Genomic DNA, 19,749 nt, shown 5'->3' with positions numbered 1-19,749 from the left:
AAGATTTCAAGACGATAACGATTACGTAAACGGAATCTTCTGCAAAGAACTCTCCGGTTACGCATTATTAATTATTAATACCGAAATCAGCCTGCTGGTCTTCTACCTCTTTCAGCATCTTTGCCTTCTGCTCGGGTGTAAACTCATGAGAAGAAGAAGAAGTGGCAGAAGAAGCATTCTGAACAGATGATGAAGTGGCAGACTTGGCTGTCTTTGTACCCATCATCATGGTTCCCTGATAAGCTACGCTCTCTATCTCCAGGTCGGCAGGAGTAGGAGCATGAGTACCCGGGAACTGAACCTCGGCATGAATCTTAATCTTGCCCGGCTTCATCGTGCTGCGCACCAGGATAGGAGCACTACCCCATTCTACAGCTCTCGGATTGGCATTGATGCTGGCATCACCAATGATTTCGCCCTCACCCTCCAGGGTAAAGCGGATATTCTCTTTAGCCAGACGGCGAACATGACCGTTATCATCGGTCACTTCGGCTACCACAACCACAAAGTCGCTGCCATCAGCCACCAGCGGTTTGCCCATCTCATCAACATAAAGACGGAGTTTGGTGCTGCGGCGGGAAGGCATGCGCTGGTCGGTACAAACCACCTTGCCATCCTTGTATCCCTCTGCTACCATCACTACCATCTGAGGAGATTTCTTCTTATAACTGTATTCGCGAGCCTCCCAAAAATCCCAGGCATTCTTGAATACCACAGGGGCATTAAAGGCGGCTGCCGTAGGATGAAGAACTGGCAAAGTATAGGTATGAGCACCCTGATAGGTGGTAAGACGAACGCTGTCACAATTAGAGAATACCGTCACATCGGCACCGCTGAACTGGGTCATCTCGTGAGCGATATGCACAAATGGCTGGTCGCTGCGCTGTGACTCAAACATATAATAAGCAGTCTTCTTCTGTCGGAATGCATCATAGATACCGCCCCAGTAAGGATCTGGATGATAGCCGCGCTGATGATCGAAAGGATGCCATTGGCAACCACCGATAAACTGTCCCGGTGTGTGCATCTCCTCTGTTGTCTTTGCCAGAGAATAAGCCTGGGTCAGCATCGGTTTCTCACCCCAGCTGCGGCTGGCACGGTTCAGGTTGTTATGCGCATACCAGTCATCCACATACTCACCAAACTCTCGGGTAAAGACACACTGGCTGATGCCGCTCATATCCATATCCGGCCATCCGTAAACCACATCATAATTTTCCTTGACACCTGCCGAATTCCAGTCGGCAACAGCCACAGGACGGTATGGATAAGGATACTCATCCTTGGTCAACTGCAGCGACTTCAGGGCGAAATCCTTAGGATAGCGGGTCTCATTCAGGATAGGCTCCCACATCAGAACCGAAGGATGGTTGCGGTCACGACGGATGATTTCACGGGTATTCTGGAACACACGCTCAGCAAATTGAGGGTCCTTGTTCCAATACTGCCAGCCCGGTGTAGCCACGATGATGAAGATTCCGAGTTCATCGCAGGCATCCATGAACGACGGGTCCTGAGGATAGTGGGCAGTACGGATGATGTTGAAACCGGCATTCTTCAGACGGAGCACATCTCTCCATTGCTGACTGTTGGGAAGTGCATTGCCCACATAGGCAAAATCCTGATGACGGTTGGCACCGATAAACTGGCGGTATTTCTTGCCGTTGAGCCAGAAACCTTCCTTGCCTCGGAACTCGAAACTGCGGATACCCAACTTGGTCTTTCCGCCGTCCAATACTTGCTTACCGTCCCTGATGCGGGTAACCACACTATATAAATAAGGTGTCTCCGGCGACCAGAGATGCGGATTCCTGACAGAGAACATCTGTCTGACGGTCTGATGTGCATCGCCTGCTGCCAGGAGCACATTCTGCGAAACGGTTTTGAGCACCTTGCCCGAAGCATCCAGCAGACTCTGCTCCACCTTCACCTTGCGTGCCTTTCCACTCACATTCTGCAAGTCGACATCAACAAACACCTTCGCCTGCTTCTCTGAAATATCCGAGAAATGAACGAAGATGCCGGCATCACGGCGGTCGGCTTCAATCACATTGGTGATAGAAACATCCTTCTTATTGATAAGCCACACATCGCGATAGATACCACCATGATAAGCAAAGTCGAGTGTATACTGCGGTTTGCCAGGAGGATAACTCTTGTCATTAGAGTTGTCAGCCATCACAGCCACCACACACTTATCGCCCTTCTTCAGTCCCTGCTCTTTCAGTTTGACGATAACAGGCAGGTAACCGCCAAAGTGCTCCTTAGCCAGTTTGCCGTTCACATAAATCTTCTGCTTGCCCATTATCGCCTCGAAATAGATTTCAGAGCGATTGCCCGGCACGATAAAGGTTTTGCGATACCAGGCTATACCCTGATAGTTGCGGCAACCCGAAGCCTCAGCAGGTTCCAGTTTCACACTATGAGGGGTAGAAACTACCCCCCAGCTTGTATCATCATAGTCGGCACGTTCTGCGCCCTGCACATCCCCCAGATGGAACCGCCAGTTGGGATTGAAATTCCACACCTCGCGTCCCTGGTTGCTGACAGGGAACAACCCCGCCACCGATGTATCATCGTAAGCCGATGCCTTTGCCGAGCCTACACCCAGCAAAAGCATCATAGCCATCAATATGTAATATCTCATCTATAAACTATTAACTATAAACTATAAACTATTACTTCACTTCCCAATCGTCGGTACGGAAAGAGCTGACAGGCAGACCATCGTGGAAGAGATCGCCCACAACCCAGTTTTTGAATGCATAGCGCACAGCCACAGGTTTCTTCACTTCCTCGCTCTTCACATACACCTTGTTGCGTGAAATCCAAGCCTGTGCCTTGTGGAATACCTGGTCATCGCCGGCAATCTCGAAGTTGTCGCTCTTAGGACCATTGTTGAAGTAAACCCACTCCTTGCTGCGGTCGAAGCTGACAACAGCGGTATCGCCCTTGAACTCAACACTCTTGTAGACAGCGAAATCAGGCAATCCCTTCTGACCATAAGTATTGGCAAGAGAAAGCAGAGCCAGACGCTCGCCCACCTCCTTCTTCTTACGTGGATGGATGCCATACTCCAGACCGGCATCAAGCAATACAGCCATACGGCAGTTGCTGATGCGCTTCTCTGCCTCCATCTGCTTTTCACGAAGCAGGGCACTGTTGTTTTTCCATTTTATCAGACTATAATCGTAGGGTGCAATCTGACAATAATAGAACGGAAAAATCCCCTGCTTCCATTCCTTGCGCCAACTGTTTACCAGGGTCTGCATCTGGTCGGCATAAGTAGCATAGCGATTGCAGTTATCCTCACCCTGATACCAGATAACACCCTTCATGGTGTAACCGATGAGCGGATGGAGCATACCATTATAGAGAGCTGAAGGACAGCGCTGCTGATATTTCTTCACATCAGCCTCATTCCAAGGTGTATGAAGTTTAGGGAATGCCTTGAGCCAATCGCTCTTGATGAGATTGCCGTTGATCCATGCCTCACAGGCACTACCGCCCCAGGAAGTAACAATCAGACCTACTGGTACACCCAGCGATTGGCGCAACGTCTTACCATAATAATAAGCAGCAGCACTAAACTCACGAACGCTTGCTGCATCAGCTTCCTTCCAGTCGCCAGCCACCGTATCAACAGGATGCAACTGGGCATTGCGCTGAACCGTAAAGAGGCGCAACTGCTGGTCTTTACACAGCATCAGTTCTTCCGGAGTGCCCGCAACAGGCTGTGCCTTGAATCCCTTCATCGGCATCTCCATGTTACTCTGACCCGAACAGATCCAGACCTCACCAATCAGGATATTGTGAAGTTTCAGTTCCTTTCCGTCGCTCAGACTCAGTTCATAAGGACCGCCAGCCTGAGGCGTTTCTATCTTCATCGCCCATTTTCCCTGGGCATCGGCTTGAGTCTTATAGGTCTTGCCGTTCCAGGAAGCACGCACTTTTACCACCTTGTTGGCATCAGCAGTACCCCAGAGGTTGCATTCCGTCTGCTGTTGCAATACCATGTTGTCGCCAAAGATTTTTGGCAGTTTCACTTCTGCCTGCGCTGCCAGAGTCATGGCAAGCAGCAGAGCTGAACATAACAGTTTCTTCATTTTATTCAATGTATTCAATGTTAAATGTTAAATGAGCAGTCTTGCTATGAACTATTAACTATCAACTATTAACTATCAACTATAAACTAATACACGATGTTAATCGTGGAGAGTAATCCGGCAGGCAGAAGCGCCTTGCTCTTGGTGCGATATTTGGCATTGGTCCAGATTCCCTTAAACGGAGCCTTTCCCTCGCCAGCACCCTGCAGCGCATTGTGCCAGGTATTGGCTACAACAATCTGTATTTCGTTGCTGCCATTCTTCAGGTCGCGCTTCGGAACATACACCTCGTAAGGAGCTGTCCAGGCATAACCATATTGCTTGCCGTTGACCAGCACACGTGCCACATCACCAATCTTGCCCAACTGGATTTTGATGAATCCGTCATTAGAAGGAGCCGTCTTCGTTTTCTCGGCTGGAACTTCCATTTTCTCTTCTGCTGAAACCGGAACAGAATCGCCCCATTCAAAAGAAGAGGTAAAGGTTACGTGACCGCTGTAGTACTTCAGCTTCTCATCTGCCGACTTCGACCAGTCGAAAGGAAGCGTTACGGTGGTATCTTTGCGGATATCATCGAAATGAACCTTCCACTTATCGGCTACAGCCAGCACAGAAGGATAGTTTTCTGTAAAACCTGCACCTTCTTCTTCAACCAGTTTATGACCTGTCTGACTGATAACCTGCATGTCTTCCTTGTTCGAGAGGATAACGAAAGCGGAACCATAAGCAGGCAGACTCAATTTCACAATCTGGCGGATTTTGGAAGTTCTGGTACGGAAGGTTGCCGTAATCTGGCGTTCCTTATCCTCCTGGTTAGTCAGGAAATAGATGTCCTTTCTGCCTGTTGCCTCCAACACACAGCGGTGAGCATAATCCATATTCTCGGGCAGAACGACATCCGGTTCGATGCCATACTGAGAGAAGTCCTTTGCCTGATAAGGCTTGTCGATGATAATGATGCCTTCCTCGCGCAACTCCTCTATCTTCGCCTTTACCTCGGCAGACAGGGTATTTGCCGGCTGCGGAACCACCAGGATGCGGTAGTCCTGGTTTCCTGGCAACTTGCCCTTCGGACTGTATTCGAAATTCCATTTCAGCAAGGCATCCTTGTTCATCGAATCATATTTGTAGCCATGCAGGGCATTGCACCAGTCTTTCAGATCGAGAATATTCGCCGAATGAGTTACTCCCACAGGCGATTCTTCCATCGGAATGCCCACATTAGCCATACGTTTCTGTTCACTAGCCACCCGTTCTGCGCCAAACACACCCGGAAGCATCGGAACGAGTTTATCCGGAGTAAGCGAACGGCTCGGAATCTCTTCGCCTGTAAACACGGCGATGTCTACCACCGGTCTGCCCTGCTGCAGATAATTCTGACACAGGGTGATGTAATCCACAAAACCGCGTGCCTCAGGATACCAGGTATTGTCGCGCTGGAAGAAGAGACCGATGCCATCAAGCGTCATACCAGGCTTGCGGTCCATCCAAGGATTATGGGCAGTTACATGGAAGAAGAGTTTGTTCATGCCAAGCGCCAGATTGCGGTCAAGCATCGGCTTGAGCATGGCTGGTGTCTCATTCCATACACCACGAACCTCGGTGAATCCCTCTGCCTGAACGATGTTCTTATTATAAATATGTGCACCGCTCACGGCATCGAGCATGTCGTTGGGTTTATCGTGAGTAGGCGAATTGAGCCAGTATTCTCCCATTGGATTGTCGGCATACTGATAATGCTGCAGACCATCGGCAGGGAAGGTTGGTGCAATACTCTCGTGAGATACTTCTATATCCTGTTCATGAGCCAGATCGGTAAAGGTCTTGAAGAACTTCTCGTTTACCAGGTCATTGATGGTGAGACGGATATCCTTCAGTACCTGTTCGTATCTGGAAGCCGACTCCATCGGAACACCTGCCATAATCGGGAGGTATGGGATGAGGTCGTAACCGCGGCGTGCCTTGAACTCCTCGGCAAACTGATAGCCCCAGTTCTGACTGCCACACTCCCAGGAGTCGATGTGCAGATACTTCACCACATCGCTGTGCGGACGGTTCAGGAACAATGCATACCAGGAATTGAAAAGTTTCCTGACGGCTGCCGGTGAGAACTTATCCACTTCGAGTCCCTTACCGGTTCCGGCTGTTGCATTGGTCTGTCCTGTTGAGGTATGTCCCATTCGCAACAGGCGCCAGGTGCCCTTAGGCAACTTATTCATCAGGTTGCCGTTCACCATGACACCCATCACCATTCCATTTTCCAGTTTCAAAGGCAGTACATCTGCCATCGCCACGGTCTCGCTCTTAGCTGCCGCATCGGTTTCGATACGCCATACGGCACCCGTTTTTCCCTCATACTGGTTAATCATCGGCTGATTGCTCAAGATGATATTCTCCAGTTTCAGCAGCGGTTTCCATTTAGCTGCATCCAGGTCTTCTGCTCCCGGCTCTGTACCTTCCGGCGTCCATGAGAATCGGAAATAGCGGGCGGTGGTAGTCGGCAAACTGAAGGTATAATCACACATCGTGTTCTGCCAACCCTGACGGGGAGGCACCAACTGCTTGATATCTCTGAAGTTGATGCCGTCATCAGAAGCCTGCACCAGGAGGCGCTGCGACTGGATGTTGTTGCCGTTAGGCACCACACGCATGCTGCGCACCGTGACGGGTTTATGAAACGAATAGATGATAGAGGCAGGTTTCGCTGCCAGATAATAGCCCTTGGCGGTAGAAACAGCCTCGGTATATTCTATCTTCTCCGGTTTGAAGAGTTGGGGTTTCTCCTTGCATCGGATGGCAAAAGCCGCGATATCCTGATAATATCCACCCTCGCTTCCAGCAGGCTGCAACTTCCCGTCCTTATAACTTTCGGGTTGCCACATCTGCATGCCTTCTATCTTCTTACCGCCACCCACAATGGTATCGGTCCATACCACCTTCTGCATCGATTCGGCAGGAAGGATAGACGGATTGCCTGCCAGGGCGAAACCGTCGCAGATATGAATGCCCATGTCAAGGCCCAGGGAGTCGGCTTGCTGGAAAGAGTAATCCACCATCTCCCAGAACTTAGATGACAACTGTGCCGCCTCGCCCTGATACTCCGGACGTTCGCTGACACCACGGATTGGCATCAGATAGGTACCGCCCAAACCAACATTCTTCATACCGACCAGATCGGCATGAATACCAGCCTTGGAAACGGCGCCATACATCCAGTACCAGAAGGTCCAGGGCTTAGCCTCGTCATTATGAGCCATTGTCGACGCTACCAGAAGCGCCGACAATGCCATCACCGTATATCGTTTTTTCTTATTCATAACAGTTCATAACAGTTAAAAGTTAACAGTTTAAAGTTAACAGTTCAAAGCTCAAAGTTCAAAGTAAACACAGTTTTACCCTTACCGTTCAGCCATTTTGGCAGGGCTGAAGGTCCGTTGAGGTCGGTGGTATTTACCTTGTTTCTTACTGAAGGTATCACCTTGAAGACTGCCAGACCGGTTTGTGGCAAGGTATAGAGCAGACCATCTCTACCATCACGAGGGGTATAAACGCCCATGTGCTCATCGGCAGTCAGACCAGAGAAGCCGATCTTTCCTTCATCAGTCTTGAACTGCATCCACTTCACGTTGGCAAAGTAGCCTTTAAACTCTGGATAATCCCAGCTTTCGGCTGGAATCGGGTCATTATAGTCGTTCTGCCAATAGCCGTATTGCGGACCCTGTTCGCGGTTCTGCCAAACCCGGTAAGGACCATTGCCCACCCAAGCCTTGCTGCGAACCTTGCTTTCCGGATAGTCGAAAGCCATGCCCATCATATCTACTACGCCACCGAAATTGTAATGACAGGTTACAGCCACCGAACCGTCAGAAAGGAACTGCCAGTCTACCTCATCGAGTGAGCCATGCTGATATGTAGCCACCAGCTTTGCCTCCGCTTCCTTCCATTCGAAACCGGCAAAAGCGCCCTGGTCAACAAACTCGGTATAGAGTGTCTTTTTCTTCTCAGCCTCTTTATCGTCGTGATTATAGAACTGGTCCAGACTGCGGTCGCTTCTTCTGGCAGCCATGAACCGAGGTCCGTTGCTCAGCGAGATTGCCTTACTGCCAACCTCAACACCCATCAGTCTGCCATCTTTCTTGGCAAAGCGATAAGTTCTGCCACCCGCCTTCACTTCAACAGCATCAACCTGGTCAGCATAAGCAGCAGATGAAGCACTTGAAGTACTTGGAGCACTGGAATTTTTCACTCTTCGTTCTTCACTCTTCACTCCCCTGCTCCATGTCATGATTTCCTCACCTTCATGGTTCACAGCCTTGATTTCTACCGCATCAGCATTCGCCATCATCGGTATCTTCACCTGGGCTTCCTTGCCCGGAGCTACATCCGGAGAAGAGAGATTGCCCTGCTTCAATACCTTGACCTGAGTGCTGCCCATCGCTGGCATCTGCAACAGACGATAAGAGAAACGGCAATCCTTCAGATTCACGAAGTTATACTGATTAGATAAGGTGAGTTCACCTTTCTCCACATCATTCCAAGTCAACTGTACCGGGCACCATACCTCTTTAATCGTATAGTAAGAGCCTTCCTTCTCGGCATGAGGACCCACGATACCATCGGCTCCGAAGTTACCCATACAGTCTACATAATTGTTCTTGTCGGTACGCACCACACCCTGGTCCATCAAATCCCAAAGGAATCCGCCGGCACAGCGAGGGTTTGCCATCATCATGTCCCAGTAATCCTTCAGTCCTGCTCCGTGTCCGCCGTCATACAGACCATGCAGGAACTCGGTAGGCATGAAGATTTCCTTCTGTCTCATATATTCCTGGGTCTCGCCATAAGAACGGTAGTGCTTGGTTTCAAAGCCGTTGCGGTTAGCCCAAGGATAGAGTACCACGCGCTTCTGCTTATCCCAGAGAGCAAAATCTGGCTCCAGTTCATAATTGAAACCACCCTCGTTACCGTTGCTCCAGAAGATGATGCTAGGATGGTTCTCATCACGGGTAATCATCTCCTTCACGAGCTGCTTGCCCACGATGGTAGGATGTGCCCAATGCCAGCCACTCAATTCACATTCTACATATAGACCGAGCGAATCGCATGCCTCCAGAAACTCAGGATCGGCAGGATAATGACTCAATCTCACGGCATTCATGTTCATGCTCTTGATGAGTTTCACATCTTCTATATTCTTCGCCTTGCTCAGCGTTCTACCGGTCTCAGGACGGAAGCTGTGACGGTTCACACCTTTGAAGATGACTTTCTGACCATTGATATAAACGCCATCGCTGGCATGGTATTCGATGGTGCGGAAGCCGAACTTCTGACGCTCTCTGTGGAGCGTCTTGCCTGCTGCATCCTGGAGTGTGAAAACGGCAGTATAGAGATGTGGAGTCTCAGCAGTCCACTGCTTAGGGGCTTTCGTCTGGAAGTCGACATGCGCCTCATCGCTGTTTCTGGCATCAGCCACATTCGATGCCACCACCTTTCCTTTCTCATCCAGAATCTCGGTTTTCACCTTCGCACCCTTGACGGCACGGTTCAGGTAGCAGTCTGCCATAAAATGACCATCGCCCTTGGCATCAATCGCCACACGGTCGATGTTCTGCGCAGGTTTCGCCACGATGAATACAGGACGGAAGATGCCGCCGAAGTTCCAGTAGTCAGCACGGCGCTCCGCCATGTTCACCTGACTGTTGCTGCTCTCCTTGCTCACCTCCACTTCGAGTCTGTTCTTATGTTTTCCGAAGAAGATGCGGTCGCTCACATCGTAAGTAAAGCGATAGAAACCGCCCTGATGCAAACCGTTTCCCGCCTTTCTGCCGTTGATGGTTACCTTGGCATCGGTCATCACGGCTTCGAAGACGAGTTCTATCTGTTTGCCCTCCCACTCCTGTGGCAGCGTAAACTCATATTTATATTTTCCTTTTTCGTCAGCAATACCTTCCGGAGTAGCCTTTCCATAGAATCGCATACCATACTGATAGGTACCGAATCCCTGGAGTTCCCAGCAGGAAGGCACCCCAATCTTCGTCCACTTGCCGGCATTTCTACCACCTGTGCAGTAGAAGTCCCAGTTCACCATATCATCACATCCATGTCCCGAGAGATACTGGCGCTGTGTATCAATACTAGCCTGTGCGGCAGCAGTCATCGCCATCGCCCCCAAAGCTATTATTAAAAACGTTTGTTTTAGATACATATTGTTTATTCCGTATTTGTTTATATTCATTTTGTTATTCCCCAATAAAGACTCATAACCCTCGGTTTTGTAACTAGATAAGTAGATGATTTCATCTTGAATTACGCTTTCAGTATCACTCAGGTCCAGGCTTTGGCAAGCGTGCCGAGCGAGACCTGGGCTTTTTTGCCTTGCTATTTTCCAAACAAATCATCCATGGTTAGCTTAACGATAATCTGGTCGCTATACATACCTTTGGCAAGTCCGAATGTCGTAATCATGGTAGGTAAGATTGTACTCTTTGTTTGGGTTTCTTCTTCAAAAGCCTCTACTCTGTGATTTATCTTGAAGAACTCGTCCTTGTCAAGTTGGTATTCGTGGTCACAATACTTTACCTCACAGAGATTGATGGTATTGTCGGCACGGTCGATGATGATGTCTATTTGTGCGCCATCTGTCAGGGTCTTGCTTTTCCAAGAATAATGCTCTGTTTTGACACTGGCGATGCCGAGGGCTTGCTTTATTTGTGGCAGATGTGCTTGGCAGACTCTCTCGTAGGCTAGCCCATACCAGCTTTTTATTTCCGAAGAAGTGGCATTTCTGCTCCAATAATGTTCCTCGGTGCTGTTTTTTGAGGCAAATGTGTTGTAAAAGATGGTATAGAAATCTACAAGTTGGTAGAGTGCCGAGTTCGTTTTTATCTTTTTGTCCCTTACATTATACTTGCGGATAAAATCACAATAAATCAAGTCGGTAAGCATGTCTCCCAGTTTGCCGTTGTTGTCAACATTGAGGGCTTTGCTTATCTCTTCTCTTGTCATGCCGCTCGACTTCTTTGCCAAGACAGAGATGATGTCCTGGTAAGGTTGGGCATTGCGAAAGAGAGAGTAGAACAGTCGGCGATATTCCTTTTGCAGTTCTGCGTTCTCGCTAAAGAACAAACGGTCTAGTCCGATGGCAGGACTTTCTTCTGGCAGAAATAGGCTCATATAATAAGGTACACCGCCTACAGCCATATATACTTGCAGCAGACTCAAACGTTTCCATCTGAATCCATTTTCCTGGAAGTATTCTTCCGTTTCCGCTAAGGTGAAAGGATGGAGAGGCATCTCATGGGTTACTCTGTCGTGCAGCCCCCCATGGTCGTCTATGATATTGCGAACCATCCATGACGTAGCAGAACCACAAACGATGAGCATGATTTGGGATTGCCAGTTTGCCCAACTGTTCCAGAAATGTCCCAAGGCATGAACAAAACCTGCCCTAGGTGTATCGAGACAAGGTAGTTCATCGATGAATATGACGCATCGTTTTCCATCTTGGAGTTTTTCCTCCAAGAGTTGACGTAAGGCGAAGAATGCATCTAGCCAAGTGTTGTTCTTCCTTCCTTTGTAGCCATAAGTTTTGAGTGCCATGTGGAAAGCAGTCATCTGCTCGTTCTTGTTACCCTCCAATACTCCTGTCATATCAAAAGAAAACTGATTTCTGAAGTATTCCCGAATCAGGAATGTCTTGCCGATTCTGCGTCGCCCATACATAGCGATAAACTCCGCTTTCCCAGAGTTGTAATATTTTTCCAGGAGAGCCTTCTCTGAATGTCTTCCGATGATTTTCTCTGCCATATTATGATTCTTTAAGTGATGGTGCAAAGATACGATATTTTTCCGAAAATACGCCGATAAGCTGCGAAAATATATCAAAAATCATCAACTTTCGCAGATTATAGAGCTAAAATTGTCGGAAAAGGGAGTGTAGAAATGCACTTTTCCTTGTTTTTGACGGAACAATCAGTATTCTATTTACAAGAATTGTACTAGAAGTCTCCTAAGGTTCCATTTTGTCAATTCGTGTCACCTTCACTCTCTTCGGGATATTATTCACATCACATTCTATAGAATATTTATCAAAGCGAAATATCAGCTTCTTCGGAAGAGGTTGTCCTTTTGGCACACAGAACAAACGATACATATAATGAGCATCTTCTTCTTTGCTATAATATTCACCTCGCACCTCGACCGTCATCCGATTCAAATAGTTTTGGAGTTGCCGCACATTTAAACAATAATGGCAAGGAAAATCTTTTGATCCAATTCGCCCCCACAACGTTTTGACAGAGTCTTCAACAAAAGAGCTAACCGGTTTTAAAGAATTCGCGACATCTTCATTTTTTCCATCAAAAATTACTATATTACATACAGAATCCAAAATTCCACCACCATAAGGGATGCCGCCAATTCCAAAGTATTCATTACAATGTTTCAGTTTTATTTTCATTAAATAGAACTTATTATTACTACCTTGCCAACCATCCAGGCTAACATTCTGCATACCAATATTATCTATTTGAAAATTATGTACTTGGTTAGGAGTACATGCTCCTAACCAAAACAATACAAGCAGATAACAAGCCCATGTGATTTTATTGATATTTTTTTTCATTTTTTTTACTATAAAAATCATTTGAACCCCATTTATAGAAGTTTGCTTTGCTTCATAATTACCTCCCCAAGACCAATAGCTAATTTTACCATTAGTCAATTCATCGCAACCACCTTACGCTTTCAGCCACAACTTCATCAGTTGGTCATCAATATAGTACGTGCCCAAGGAAGTAGATACCAGATGATACTCCAGCAATTTCTTGATGGCAGACTGAACGCTGCTGGCAGAGCGTAGATTATGCCGTTTTACAAAAAACGTGGAAGTAATCTGCTTGGCAATGCCATCCTTGGCTATTGCATAAAGCAATTCCTTCTGAGGGAGCGTGAGACGCGACAGGATTTCACTAAACTTGCGGTCGTTGTCCAATATCATCATGTGGATGATGGCTTCCGCCATCGCCTTGTCAGCCTTGCCCTTTACATCCGTCTGGTTGAAAGCTTCATGAAACACCTTCTGCATATAATACGTATTTCCTCCGAACGTATCATAGACATCACGCACAGCCTCTTCCTCCACGTCCTTCCCGAACCTGGCAAACAAACTTTTCGCAAATTCCAAGTACTTATCGTATGGTATCACCTCCAAGTTCATCATGTCGGCACTATTGTAGAATGGATGCGCCTTTTCGGAGAACATCTTCGTAATGAGATGGCGCTCGCTACCTGAGAATATGAAGTTGGCATTGCTGCATTTCTGCACATAAGTGCGTAATATTGCTTCCATGTTCTTCTCTGGATAATAGCCAATCTGCTGGAACTCGTCTATCGCCACGATACATTTCTTGTCGGCATGCTCCAAACAGGCAAATATCTCATCCAGGGTATAGAGCGGATTGGAGATATCACCTAGCGAAAGGTTAAAGGTCGGCGTGTTCGAGATGGGATCATAGCCGAAACACCCATTGATAGATTTCAATGTGCTGACCACCATCTTGAGCATCTTCTGACTGCGATGAGCCGCCTGTTCGAAAACAGCCTTACCTAGTTCGAAGGCAAACTCCTGGATGCTCGAAGTACGGAGTATGTCGATAGAAATGGCGATAAAATCATTCTTGACCATCGGCGAGTCAAGACAAAAGTCGATAAGCTTACTTTTGCCCACACGCCGTGCAGCCATCAACACAATATTTTCACCCGAAGTTACCTTTCGGATGATTCTTTCTGCCTCCACCTCTCTGTCGCAGAAGTACTCTGGCTTAATCTTGCCTGTGATAATAAAAGGATTCTCCATACTCTTTACCTAATTAAATCAGTAGTTATGGCGGCAAAGATAATAAGATTTCTCGAATTATGCAAATTAAATTATGCAAATTGCATAATGCAAAACAAATAATTCGAGATAAGCTGCGAAAATATATCAAAAATCATCAACTTTCGCAGATTATAGAGCTAAAATTGTCGGAAAAGGGCTTTTACACACCTTTTCCGACAAGTTATTAATTTGCCTCAAAACGGCATTTCCATACCTGATGCCTCACAGTATTCTCATCTTGAAATGCAGGGTATAAGTCTTGGTTTTGTCGATGGAATATTTCTTCAATACACCAGGTCCGCAACTGCTGTTACCCAGGCCCAGAACGGCACAGTCGAGACTGAGACAGGTGTAGCGCAGGTTAGGATTACCCGACTGCTTCAGTTCGAAATCGTGACGGGCGGCACAGAGGTCTGCCACGCTGTATGGCAAGGCAGAGAAACTCAAAGGTGTATCGCCGGCAGCGACAACCTGCAGGGCATTCTTGCCATTTTTATTGGTCAGTTCGATATACGAACAGTCCTCGTGGTTGCCGTTGTCCTGCGGACGGGGATAGTGGGTAAACTGATTCTCCACGCTACTCTCATACCATCCTATCGGACAAGACTGCTTGCGGTCTGGATAATTCTCCCAAGGTCCTCTGCCATACCATTTCACCAGGTCGTAAGCCACTCTTGGCAGCTTCAGCATCAGACCCAGACGAGGAAGTTCAGGCAGATTGCCCTCAAAACTATAGGTAGCCTTCACGTCGACGAAGCCGTCCTGCTGAGGAGATACCTCCAAGCGGAGACGGATATTGCCGCCAGACTTAGCCGATGCCGAAGAACCAGCCTTATCTGATGCTCCATCCTCACCATAATGATATACATACTCCCCATCCTTCAGCGGGATAGCGGAAAGTGTGCTGTCGAGATGAGTCTTCTTCCAATCCTTCGCTATCCAGTTGCCGAAACTCTTGTCGTTGTCGGTTGGCGCACGGAAGAACTGAGGAATCACGGAGAAATTGCGTGCCAGCAACTCGGCAGTTGACAGAGTTGCCAAACGGCGGGAAGACTTGTATCGCTTCATGGCATCCGCAGCCAGTTTCCTGCCAGCTTCATACAAGTCATCGCTGAGGGCTATCTGCTCCCTTCCTACCTCTACACCCTGTTGGGAAGTGACAGAGAGATTCAATCGGGAATCTGTATTTTTATACGCTTTGAAGTCACGCAAGCTGCATAACTTTGCACTATCACCCGGCTGTACTGATGGCATTTTCAGTTCTCCCTCCTGAACGAGAGCACCATTTTTCGTCACCTGATACTGACAGCTGAAGCCCTCCAACGAGAGATGGGAATGATGATTCTTTACCCAGATTTCATCCCCTTTCTGAGTTATCCACACCGGTGCATAAACATGCTTTACCTCCTGATACTTAGCCGATACCGAGCGGTCGGAGAAGACCACACCATTCAGACAGAAGGCTTTGAGATTAGGCTTATCACCGAAATCACCGCCATAGAGCACATGGTTGGTTCTCGGAGCATAGATGCCCTGGTCTACCCAGTCCCAGATAAAGCCGCCAGCCATACGGGGATGACTGTATATCTCCTCCCAATATTCCTTGAAATTACCCAGCGCATTACCCATACAATGGGCATATTCGCTGGTAAGCACAGGACGATTATCGTTCTTTCTCATCGCAATATCCAGCAGATGCTCCCATCGGGCATTCTCCGCTCTCTCCTTGTCAGAACCTTCGGGAACGCCCGGATTCAAATACTCTGCCTTCACACGGGGATAGAAACGGCTCATGACATCCACACAGGCTGGGTCGGTCTCACCAAAATCCTTCTCGCTCAGGCCCTTCGCTGGCTGATAAGGCGTCTGAGTACCTTCATAATGTACCAGCCTCGTTGGGTCGAAGGTATGAAGCCAGCCTGCCATGGCTGCATGATTGGCACCGAAACCGCTCTCGTTGCCCAGGCTCCAGAAGATGATGCTCGGGTGGTTCTTGTCTCTCTCTGCCATTCTCACGGCTCTGTCCAGAAAGGCGGCATTCCAGTCGGGAGTAGAGGTGAGCGTACCACGGAGTCCGTGAGTCTCGCAATCTGCCTCGTCCATCACATAGATGCCGGCGCTGTCGCACAGCTCATACCAGCGTGAAACATTCGGATAATGACTGGTTCTGACGGCATTCACGTTCGCCTGCTTCATCAGTAGGATATCGCGCTGCATCATCTCCTCGGTCATCACTCGTGCCAACTTCGGATCATGCTCATGCCGGTTCACGCCACGCAGTTTGATAGGTTTTCCGTTCACCATCAACTGTCCGTTTTCTACCGAAACCCATCTGAATCCGATGCGCTGCTGCACCTGTTCCACCACACTTCCCTGCTTGTCGAGAAGTGCCAGTTTCAGGGTATATAAATAAGGTGTCTCAGCAGTCCAGGCATGCGGTTTTTCCACTACTCCCTCCATACGTTCGAATTTTCTTCCACCTCGCTGCGGATACCATTCGTTCATCAGGGCTGCCTTATGATTCAGGTCGAGAATCTCGTCGGCAGAAGCCTGCAGAGAAGCCTCCAGTCTGTCAGTTCCCGGCAGTTTCAGCATCACGCCTTTATCTTCAGCATCCTCCAGCCACGCCATCAGCCGGTAACCTTCTCCCTTCTCGCCTGCTGCCACCGCCAGTTGCGGATTGATCTGCAGGGTGAAATCACAAGGAGAGGATGTAGCGGAAGAGAGCTGCGGCAGGGTGCGAACGGCGAAATCACGGATGCGGACATTCGGTGTGGAATAGAGCCACACATCACGGTGGATGCCACCGAAGCGCCAGAAGTCCTGATCTTCCAGATAACTGCCGTCGCTATACTTGTAAACCTCCACGGCTATCTCGTTCTTGCCAGCCTTCAGATAAGGAGTCACATTAAATTCGCTCGGCTCCATCGAACCCTGCGAATAACCCACCTTCTCGCCGTTCACCCATACATAGAATGCGCTCATCACGCCCTCGAAACGCAGGAAGGTTTGACGGTCCTGGCGGAACAGCAGCGAGTTTGCCTTCAGCTGGAAGGTACGTTTATATTGTCCGGTAGGATTGCGTTCCTCGTAGGTGGTCCAGTCCTTCTTGGGTGTAGTCATCACATAAGGAGGATTGATTTTAAAGGGATAACCTGCTGATATATAGATAGGTGTACCATATCCATTCACCTCCCAGTTGGCTGGTACCGCGAGCGATTTCCAGCCCTTGCAGCTATAGTCAGTACGATAGAAATCCACGATTCGTTCCTCCGGCGTCTTCGTCCATCTGAACTTCCATTCACCGTTGAGCGACATCTGGCTATCTCCCTTCTTTGCCTGATAAGGCATGAATGCAGCCCGTGCCGGTTCCCGGTTGATGGAAAGCACATGCTGGTCTTCCCAGTCATGGTGCTCTGCAGCAGCTGAAGCCTGAGGTGCAAGGATTGGCAAAACCATCCCAGCCATCATGATCATGATTTTCCGTTTGTTCATCATATTATTTATTTTTTAAACAGTTTACCAGTTTATCGTTTTTGTCCATACAATAAAGACGCCCCACCCCATTTTTTGTAACTGAAAAAGAGTACTTTTTAGATTTACCGTCACTCGCACGCGCACACTTAACAATTAACAATGTTTTTTCACGAAAAAAGTCTCAAAGTCTCATTTTCCCAGGTAAATATCAGTTTATATATTTGATATCTAACTATTTATAAAAATGATACTTTTCAGAAAAAAGCAAGAGAAGTATCATCGAAGTATCATAAAATAGGGAGAAGTATCATAAAAACAGGCAAGCATCATACAAAACAAGCGAAACTGCATACAAAACAAGCGAAATATCGAACGAAATGCATCAATTATGCCCACGTACGTGGTTACTCATACCCACGTACATGGGTACGGATGACCACGTACGTGGGTACGAGTGACCAAAACGAGGGGTATCCATGCCCAAAGCCTTGGGCAACAATGCCCCACATAATTGGACACAAATGCCCAAAGGCTTAAGCAAGTCTGGGCATATAAAGACAGGCTTCTTTGTTATAATGTTCGCCCTTGAAATACAGTACTCTTGTGAAGAGGTAGTATGACTCCATTGAGGGTGAGCCTACGAGAGTTGAAGTTAGGCAGAATCTCCACGCTGGCTTCATGGCTTCCCTTATACATGGTAATCCAGATTTGGGCAGAAATACCAATACCGGTAACACTCATACTTACTTGTGTAGTCCCTTTCTTGTCCGTTTGAATCTTGTATCCACTTATGTTTCCCTGAACCGTAACTCCACCAATGCCATTAGGTCCGGAGAAGGGAACATTAAAGGCAACCTGCACAACAGCATCATCCTTATTGACGGAGACGAAATTGGTGTTGGAATTAACATAGGCAATCTGCCCATACGGGAAAACTACCTTGTCAGCTTCAAAGGTAAAGGTAGTATCCTTAATTGCATCCAATGCTTCATCCCAATACACACTATCTATCCGGTTTTGCAAGTCACGCTGATCTTTCCAGAGGGCTTTCTGACGTGACTTAAGATCATTGACCAACTGCTCGTTGGCCTTGTTTTTTCCCCATTGATACATATCATCTGACTGGCTTGACTGCGCACAGGCAAAGGCTGACATCAGACAGAAAACAAGTGAAATAAATATTCTTATCATCCTAGATCCTTTCCTATATTAAATTCATAAATTCAAAAAAGGGCCGGCCCCTATTATCAGGACTAGCCCCTCAGTTTTAATTATTTTCCCGATGTAATCAATGTCATCTTGAAAGCTGATAGCACTTAAAAAATATTACTTAACCTCAATGTGCTTAACATCATCTTTCTTCTCCTCCTTGCCAGTCTTAGGAATCTCAATCTTCAAGACACCATCACTGACCTCAGCAGAAATCTTCTCCTGATCAGCATCCTCTGGCAAAGCGTAGCTCTGAGAGTAGCTGCTGTAAGAGAACTCACGACGTAAGTAATGCTCTTCCTTCTTCTCATCCTTGTTCTCGATGGATACATTCAGATAGCCATCCTTGTCGATGTTCATCTTGACCATATCTTTCTTCAAACCAGGAGCTGCAACCTCCATAGTATAAGCTGTAGCACTTTCCTTGACGTTGACTGCAGGAGCTGTCGCGTTCATGTGTGGCATCAAGCTTGTATTAAAGAAGTTGTCATTAAACCAACTGTCCAACCAATTTGAAACACTGTTATTTCTACGAGCTAACAACATAATGTAAAACCTCCAAATTCTATTTTTCTTATCCTCTCTTCGCCTTCCGGCTCTGTCGGGATTTCTCATTGTTTTTTATTTATCCTTCTTAATAATGATTGCTTCGGCTTTCGAGGCTCAAGGATTTCAAGAAACCCTCAAATGTCATTACTTAGGGTTCTTATCGTTCCCCTTGCCCTTCCGGCTTCGGCTTTCACTCTATGTTGAAGCAAGTTACGTGCCAACCCGTTTTGTATATTGGGAGTGAACAGTTTTTGCCAATCTTGGCAAAAAACTCTGTAAGATTGGCATTAAGGGATAATTAATTTAAACTTTGCTGCCAAAACACAGTAGACACTTTTTTACTTTATAAACTAGAAAAGTAGACACTATCAATTTTATAAGACTGAGATAGTTGACGCTACTACTGATACTAAAAACTGAAATAGTTGACGCTTCTTACTAGTCTTTTACAATAACCCATTGCCGATTTCATGATACTTCTCCCTATTTTATGTAAGCGGCTCCGCGTTTATACCTTGCCCTTTATCGTAA

Annotated in this window: 10 protein-coding genes; all 10 read right to left on the bottom strand. The window is 47.4% G+C overall.

The window, feature by feature from the left end:
- Nucleotides 1-67: 67 nt before the first annotated feature.
- Complete coding sequence (locus tag DWV53_RS03945) at nucleotides 68-2,647, bottom strand: glycoside hydrolase family 2 TIM barrel-domain containing protein (RefSeq protein ID WP_437181743.1); 2,580 nt, start codon at nucleotides 2,645-2,647, stop codon at nucleotides 68-70.
- A gap of 31 nt (nucleotides 2,648-2,678) precedes the next feature.
- Nucleotides 2,679-4,106, bottom strand: coding sequence for a sialate O-acetylesterase (locus DWV53_RS03940; RefSeq protein WP_117691918.1), 1,428 nt, complete (start codon nucleotides 4,104-4,106; stop codon nucleotides 2,679-2,681).
- An 86-nt stretch (nucleotides 4,107-4,192) separates the two neighbouring features.
- Nucleotides 4,193-7,423 carry a glycosyl hydrolase gene (locus tag DWV53_RS03935; RefSeq protein WP_259318905.1) on the bottom strand — a complete coding sequence of 1,077 codons (3,231 nt, stop codon included), beginning with the start codon at nucleotides 7,421-7,423 and terminating at the stop codon, nucleotides 4,193-4,195.
- A 44-nt stretch (nucleotides 7,424-7,467) separates the two neighbouring features.
- Nucleotides 7,468-10,311: a glycoside hydrolase family 2 protein gene (locus tag DWV53_RS03930; RefSeq protein WP_259318904.1), complete on the bottom strand. Its 2,844-nt coding sequence runs from the start codon at nucleotides 10,309-10,311 to the stop codon at nucleotides 7,468-7,470.
- Nucleotides 10,312-10,484: 173 nt separating this feature from the next.
- Nucleotides 10,485-11,912, bottom strand: coding sequence for an AAA family ATPase (locus tag DWV53_RS03925; protein ID WP_118151766.1), 1,428 nt, complete (start codon nucleotides 11,910-11,912; stop codon nucleotides 10,485-10,487).
- A gap of 202 nt (nucleotides 11,913-12,114) precedes the next feature.
- Entirely contained in the window at nucleotides 12,115-12,828 is a 714-nt protein-coding gene (locus DWV53_RS03920; protein WP_118151764.1) for a hypothetical protein, read from the bottom strand.
- A gap of 15 nt (nucleotides 12,829-12,843) precedes the next feature.
- Nucleotides 12,844-13,962: an AAA family ATPase gene (locus tag DWV53_RS03915; RefSeq protein ID WP_118151762.1), complete on the bottom strand. Its 1,119-nt coding sequence runs from the start codon at nucleotides 13,960-13,962 to the stop codon at nucleotides 12,844-12,846.
- 243 nt (nucleotides 13,963-14,205) lie between these two features.
- Nucleotides 14,206-17,481, bottom strand: coding sequence for a glycoside hydrolase family 2 TIM barrel-domain containing protein (locus tag DWV53_RS03910; protein WP_437181742.1), 3,276 nt, complete (start codon nucleotides 17,479-17,481; stop codon nucleotides 14,206-14,208).
- A 549-nt stretch (nucleotides 17,482-18,030) separates the two neighbouring features.
- Entirely contained in the window at nucleotides 18,031-18,651 is a 621-nt protein-coding gene (locus DWV53_RS03905; protein WP_259318903.1) for a DUF4251 domain-containing protein, read from the bottom strand.
- Between the two features lie 135 nt (nucleotides 18,652-18,786).
- A complete protein-coding gene (locus DWV53_RS03900) occupies nucleotides 18,787-19,125 on the bottom strand; it encodes an Hsp20/alpha crystallin family protein (protein ID WP_367379678.1) in 339 nt (112 codons plus the stop codon).
- Nucleotides 19,126-19,749 lie beyond the last annotated feature (624 nt).

The organism is Segatella copri (assembly GCF_003465495.1).
Lineage (GTDB): Bacteria > Bacteroidota > Bacteroidia > Bacteroidales > Bacteroidaceae > Prevotella > Prevotella copri_G.
This window is presented reverse-complemented; position numbering and strand designations above follow the sequence as displayed.

Coding starts and splice junctions, on each gene's coding strand:
- DWV53_RS03910 (WP_437181742.1), bottom strand. CDS start 17,481: ATGATGAACAAACGGAAAATCATGATCATGATGGCTGGGATGGTTTTG.
- DWV53_RS03945 (WP_437181743.1), bottom strand. CDS start 2,647: ATGAGATATTACATATTGATGGCTATGATGCTTTTGCTGGGTGTAGGC.
- DWV53_RS03940 (WP_117691918.1), bottom strand. CDS start 4,106: ATGAAGAAACTGTTATGTTCAGCTCTGCTGCTTGCCATGACTCTGGCA.
- DWV53_RS03900 (WP_367379678.1), bottom strand. CDS start 19,125: ATGAACGCGACAGCTCCTGCAGTCAACGTCAAGGAAAGTGCTACAGCT.
- DWV53_RS03905 (WP_259318903.1), bottom strand. CDS start 18,651: ATGATAAGAATATTTATTTCACTTGTTTTCTGTCTGATGTCAGCCTTT.
- DWV53_RS03935 (WP_259318905.1), bottom strand. CDS start 7,423: ATGAATAAGAAAAAACGATATACGGTGATGGCATTGTCGGCGCTTCTG.
- DWV53_RS03925 (WP_118151766.1), bottom strand. CDS start 11,912: ATGGCAGAGAAAATCATCGGAAGACATTCAGAGAAGGCTCTCCTGGAA.
- DWV53_RS03915 (WP_118151762.1), bottom strand. CDS start 13,962: ATGGAGAATCCTTTTATTATCACAGGCAAGATTAAGCCAGAGTACTTC.
- DWV53_RS03930 (WP_259318904.1), bottom strand. CDS start 10,311: ATGTATCTAAAACAAACGTTTTTAATAATAGCTTTGGGGGCGATGGCG.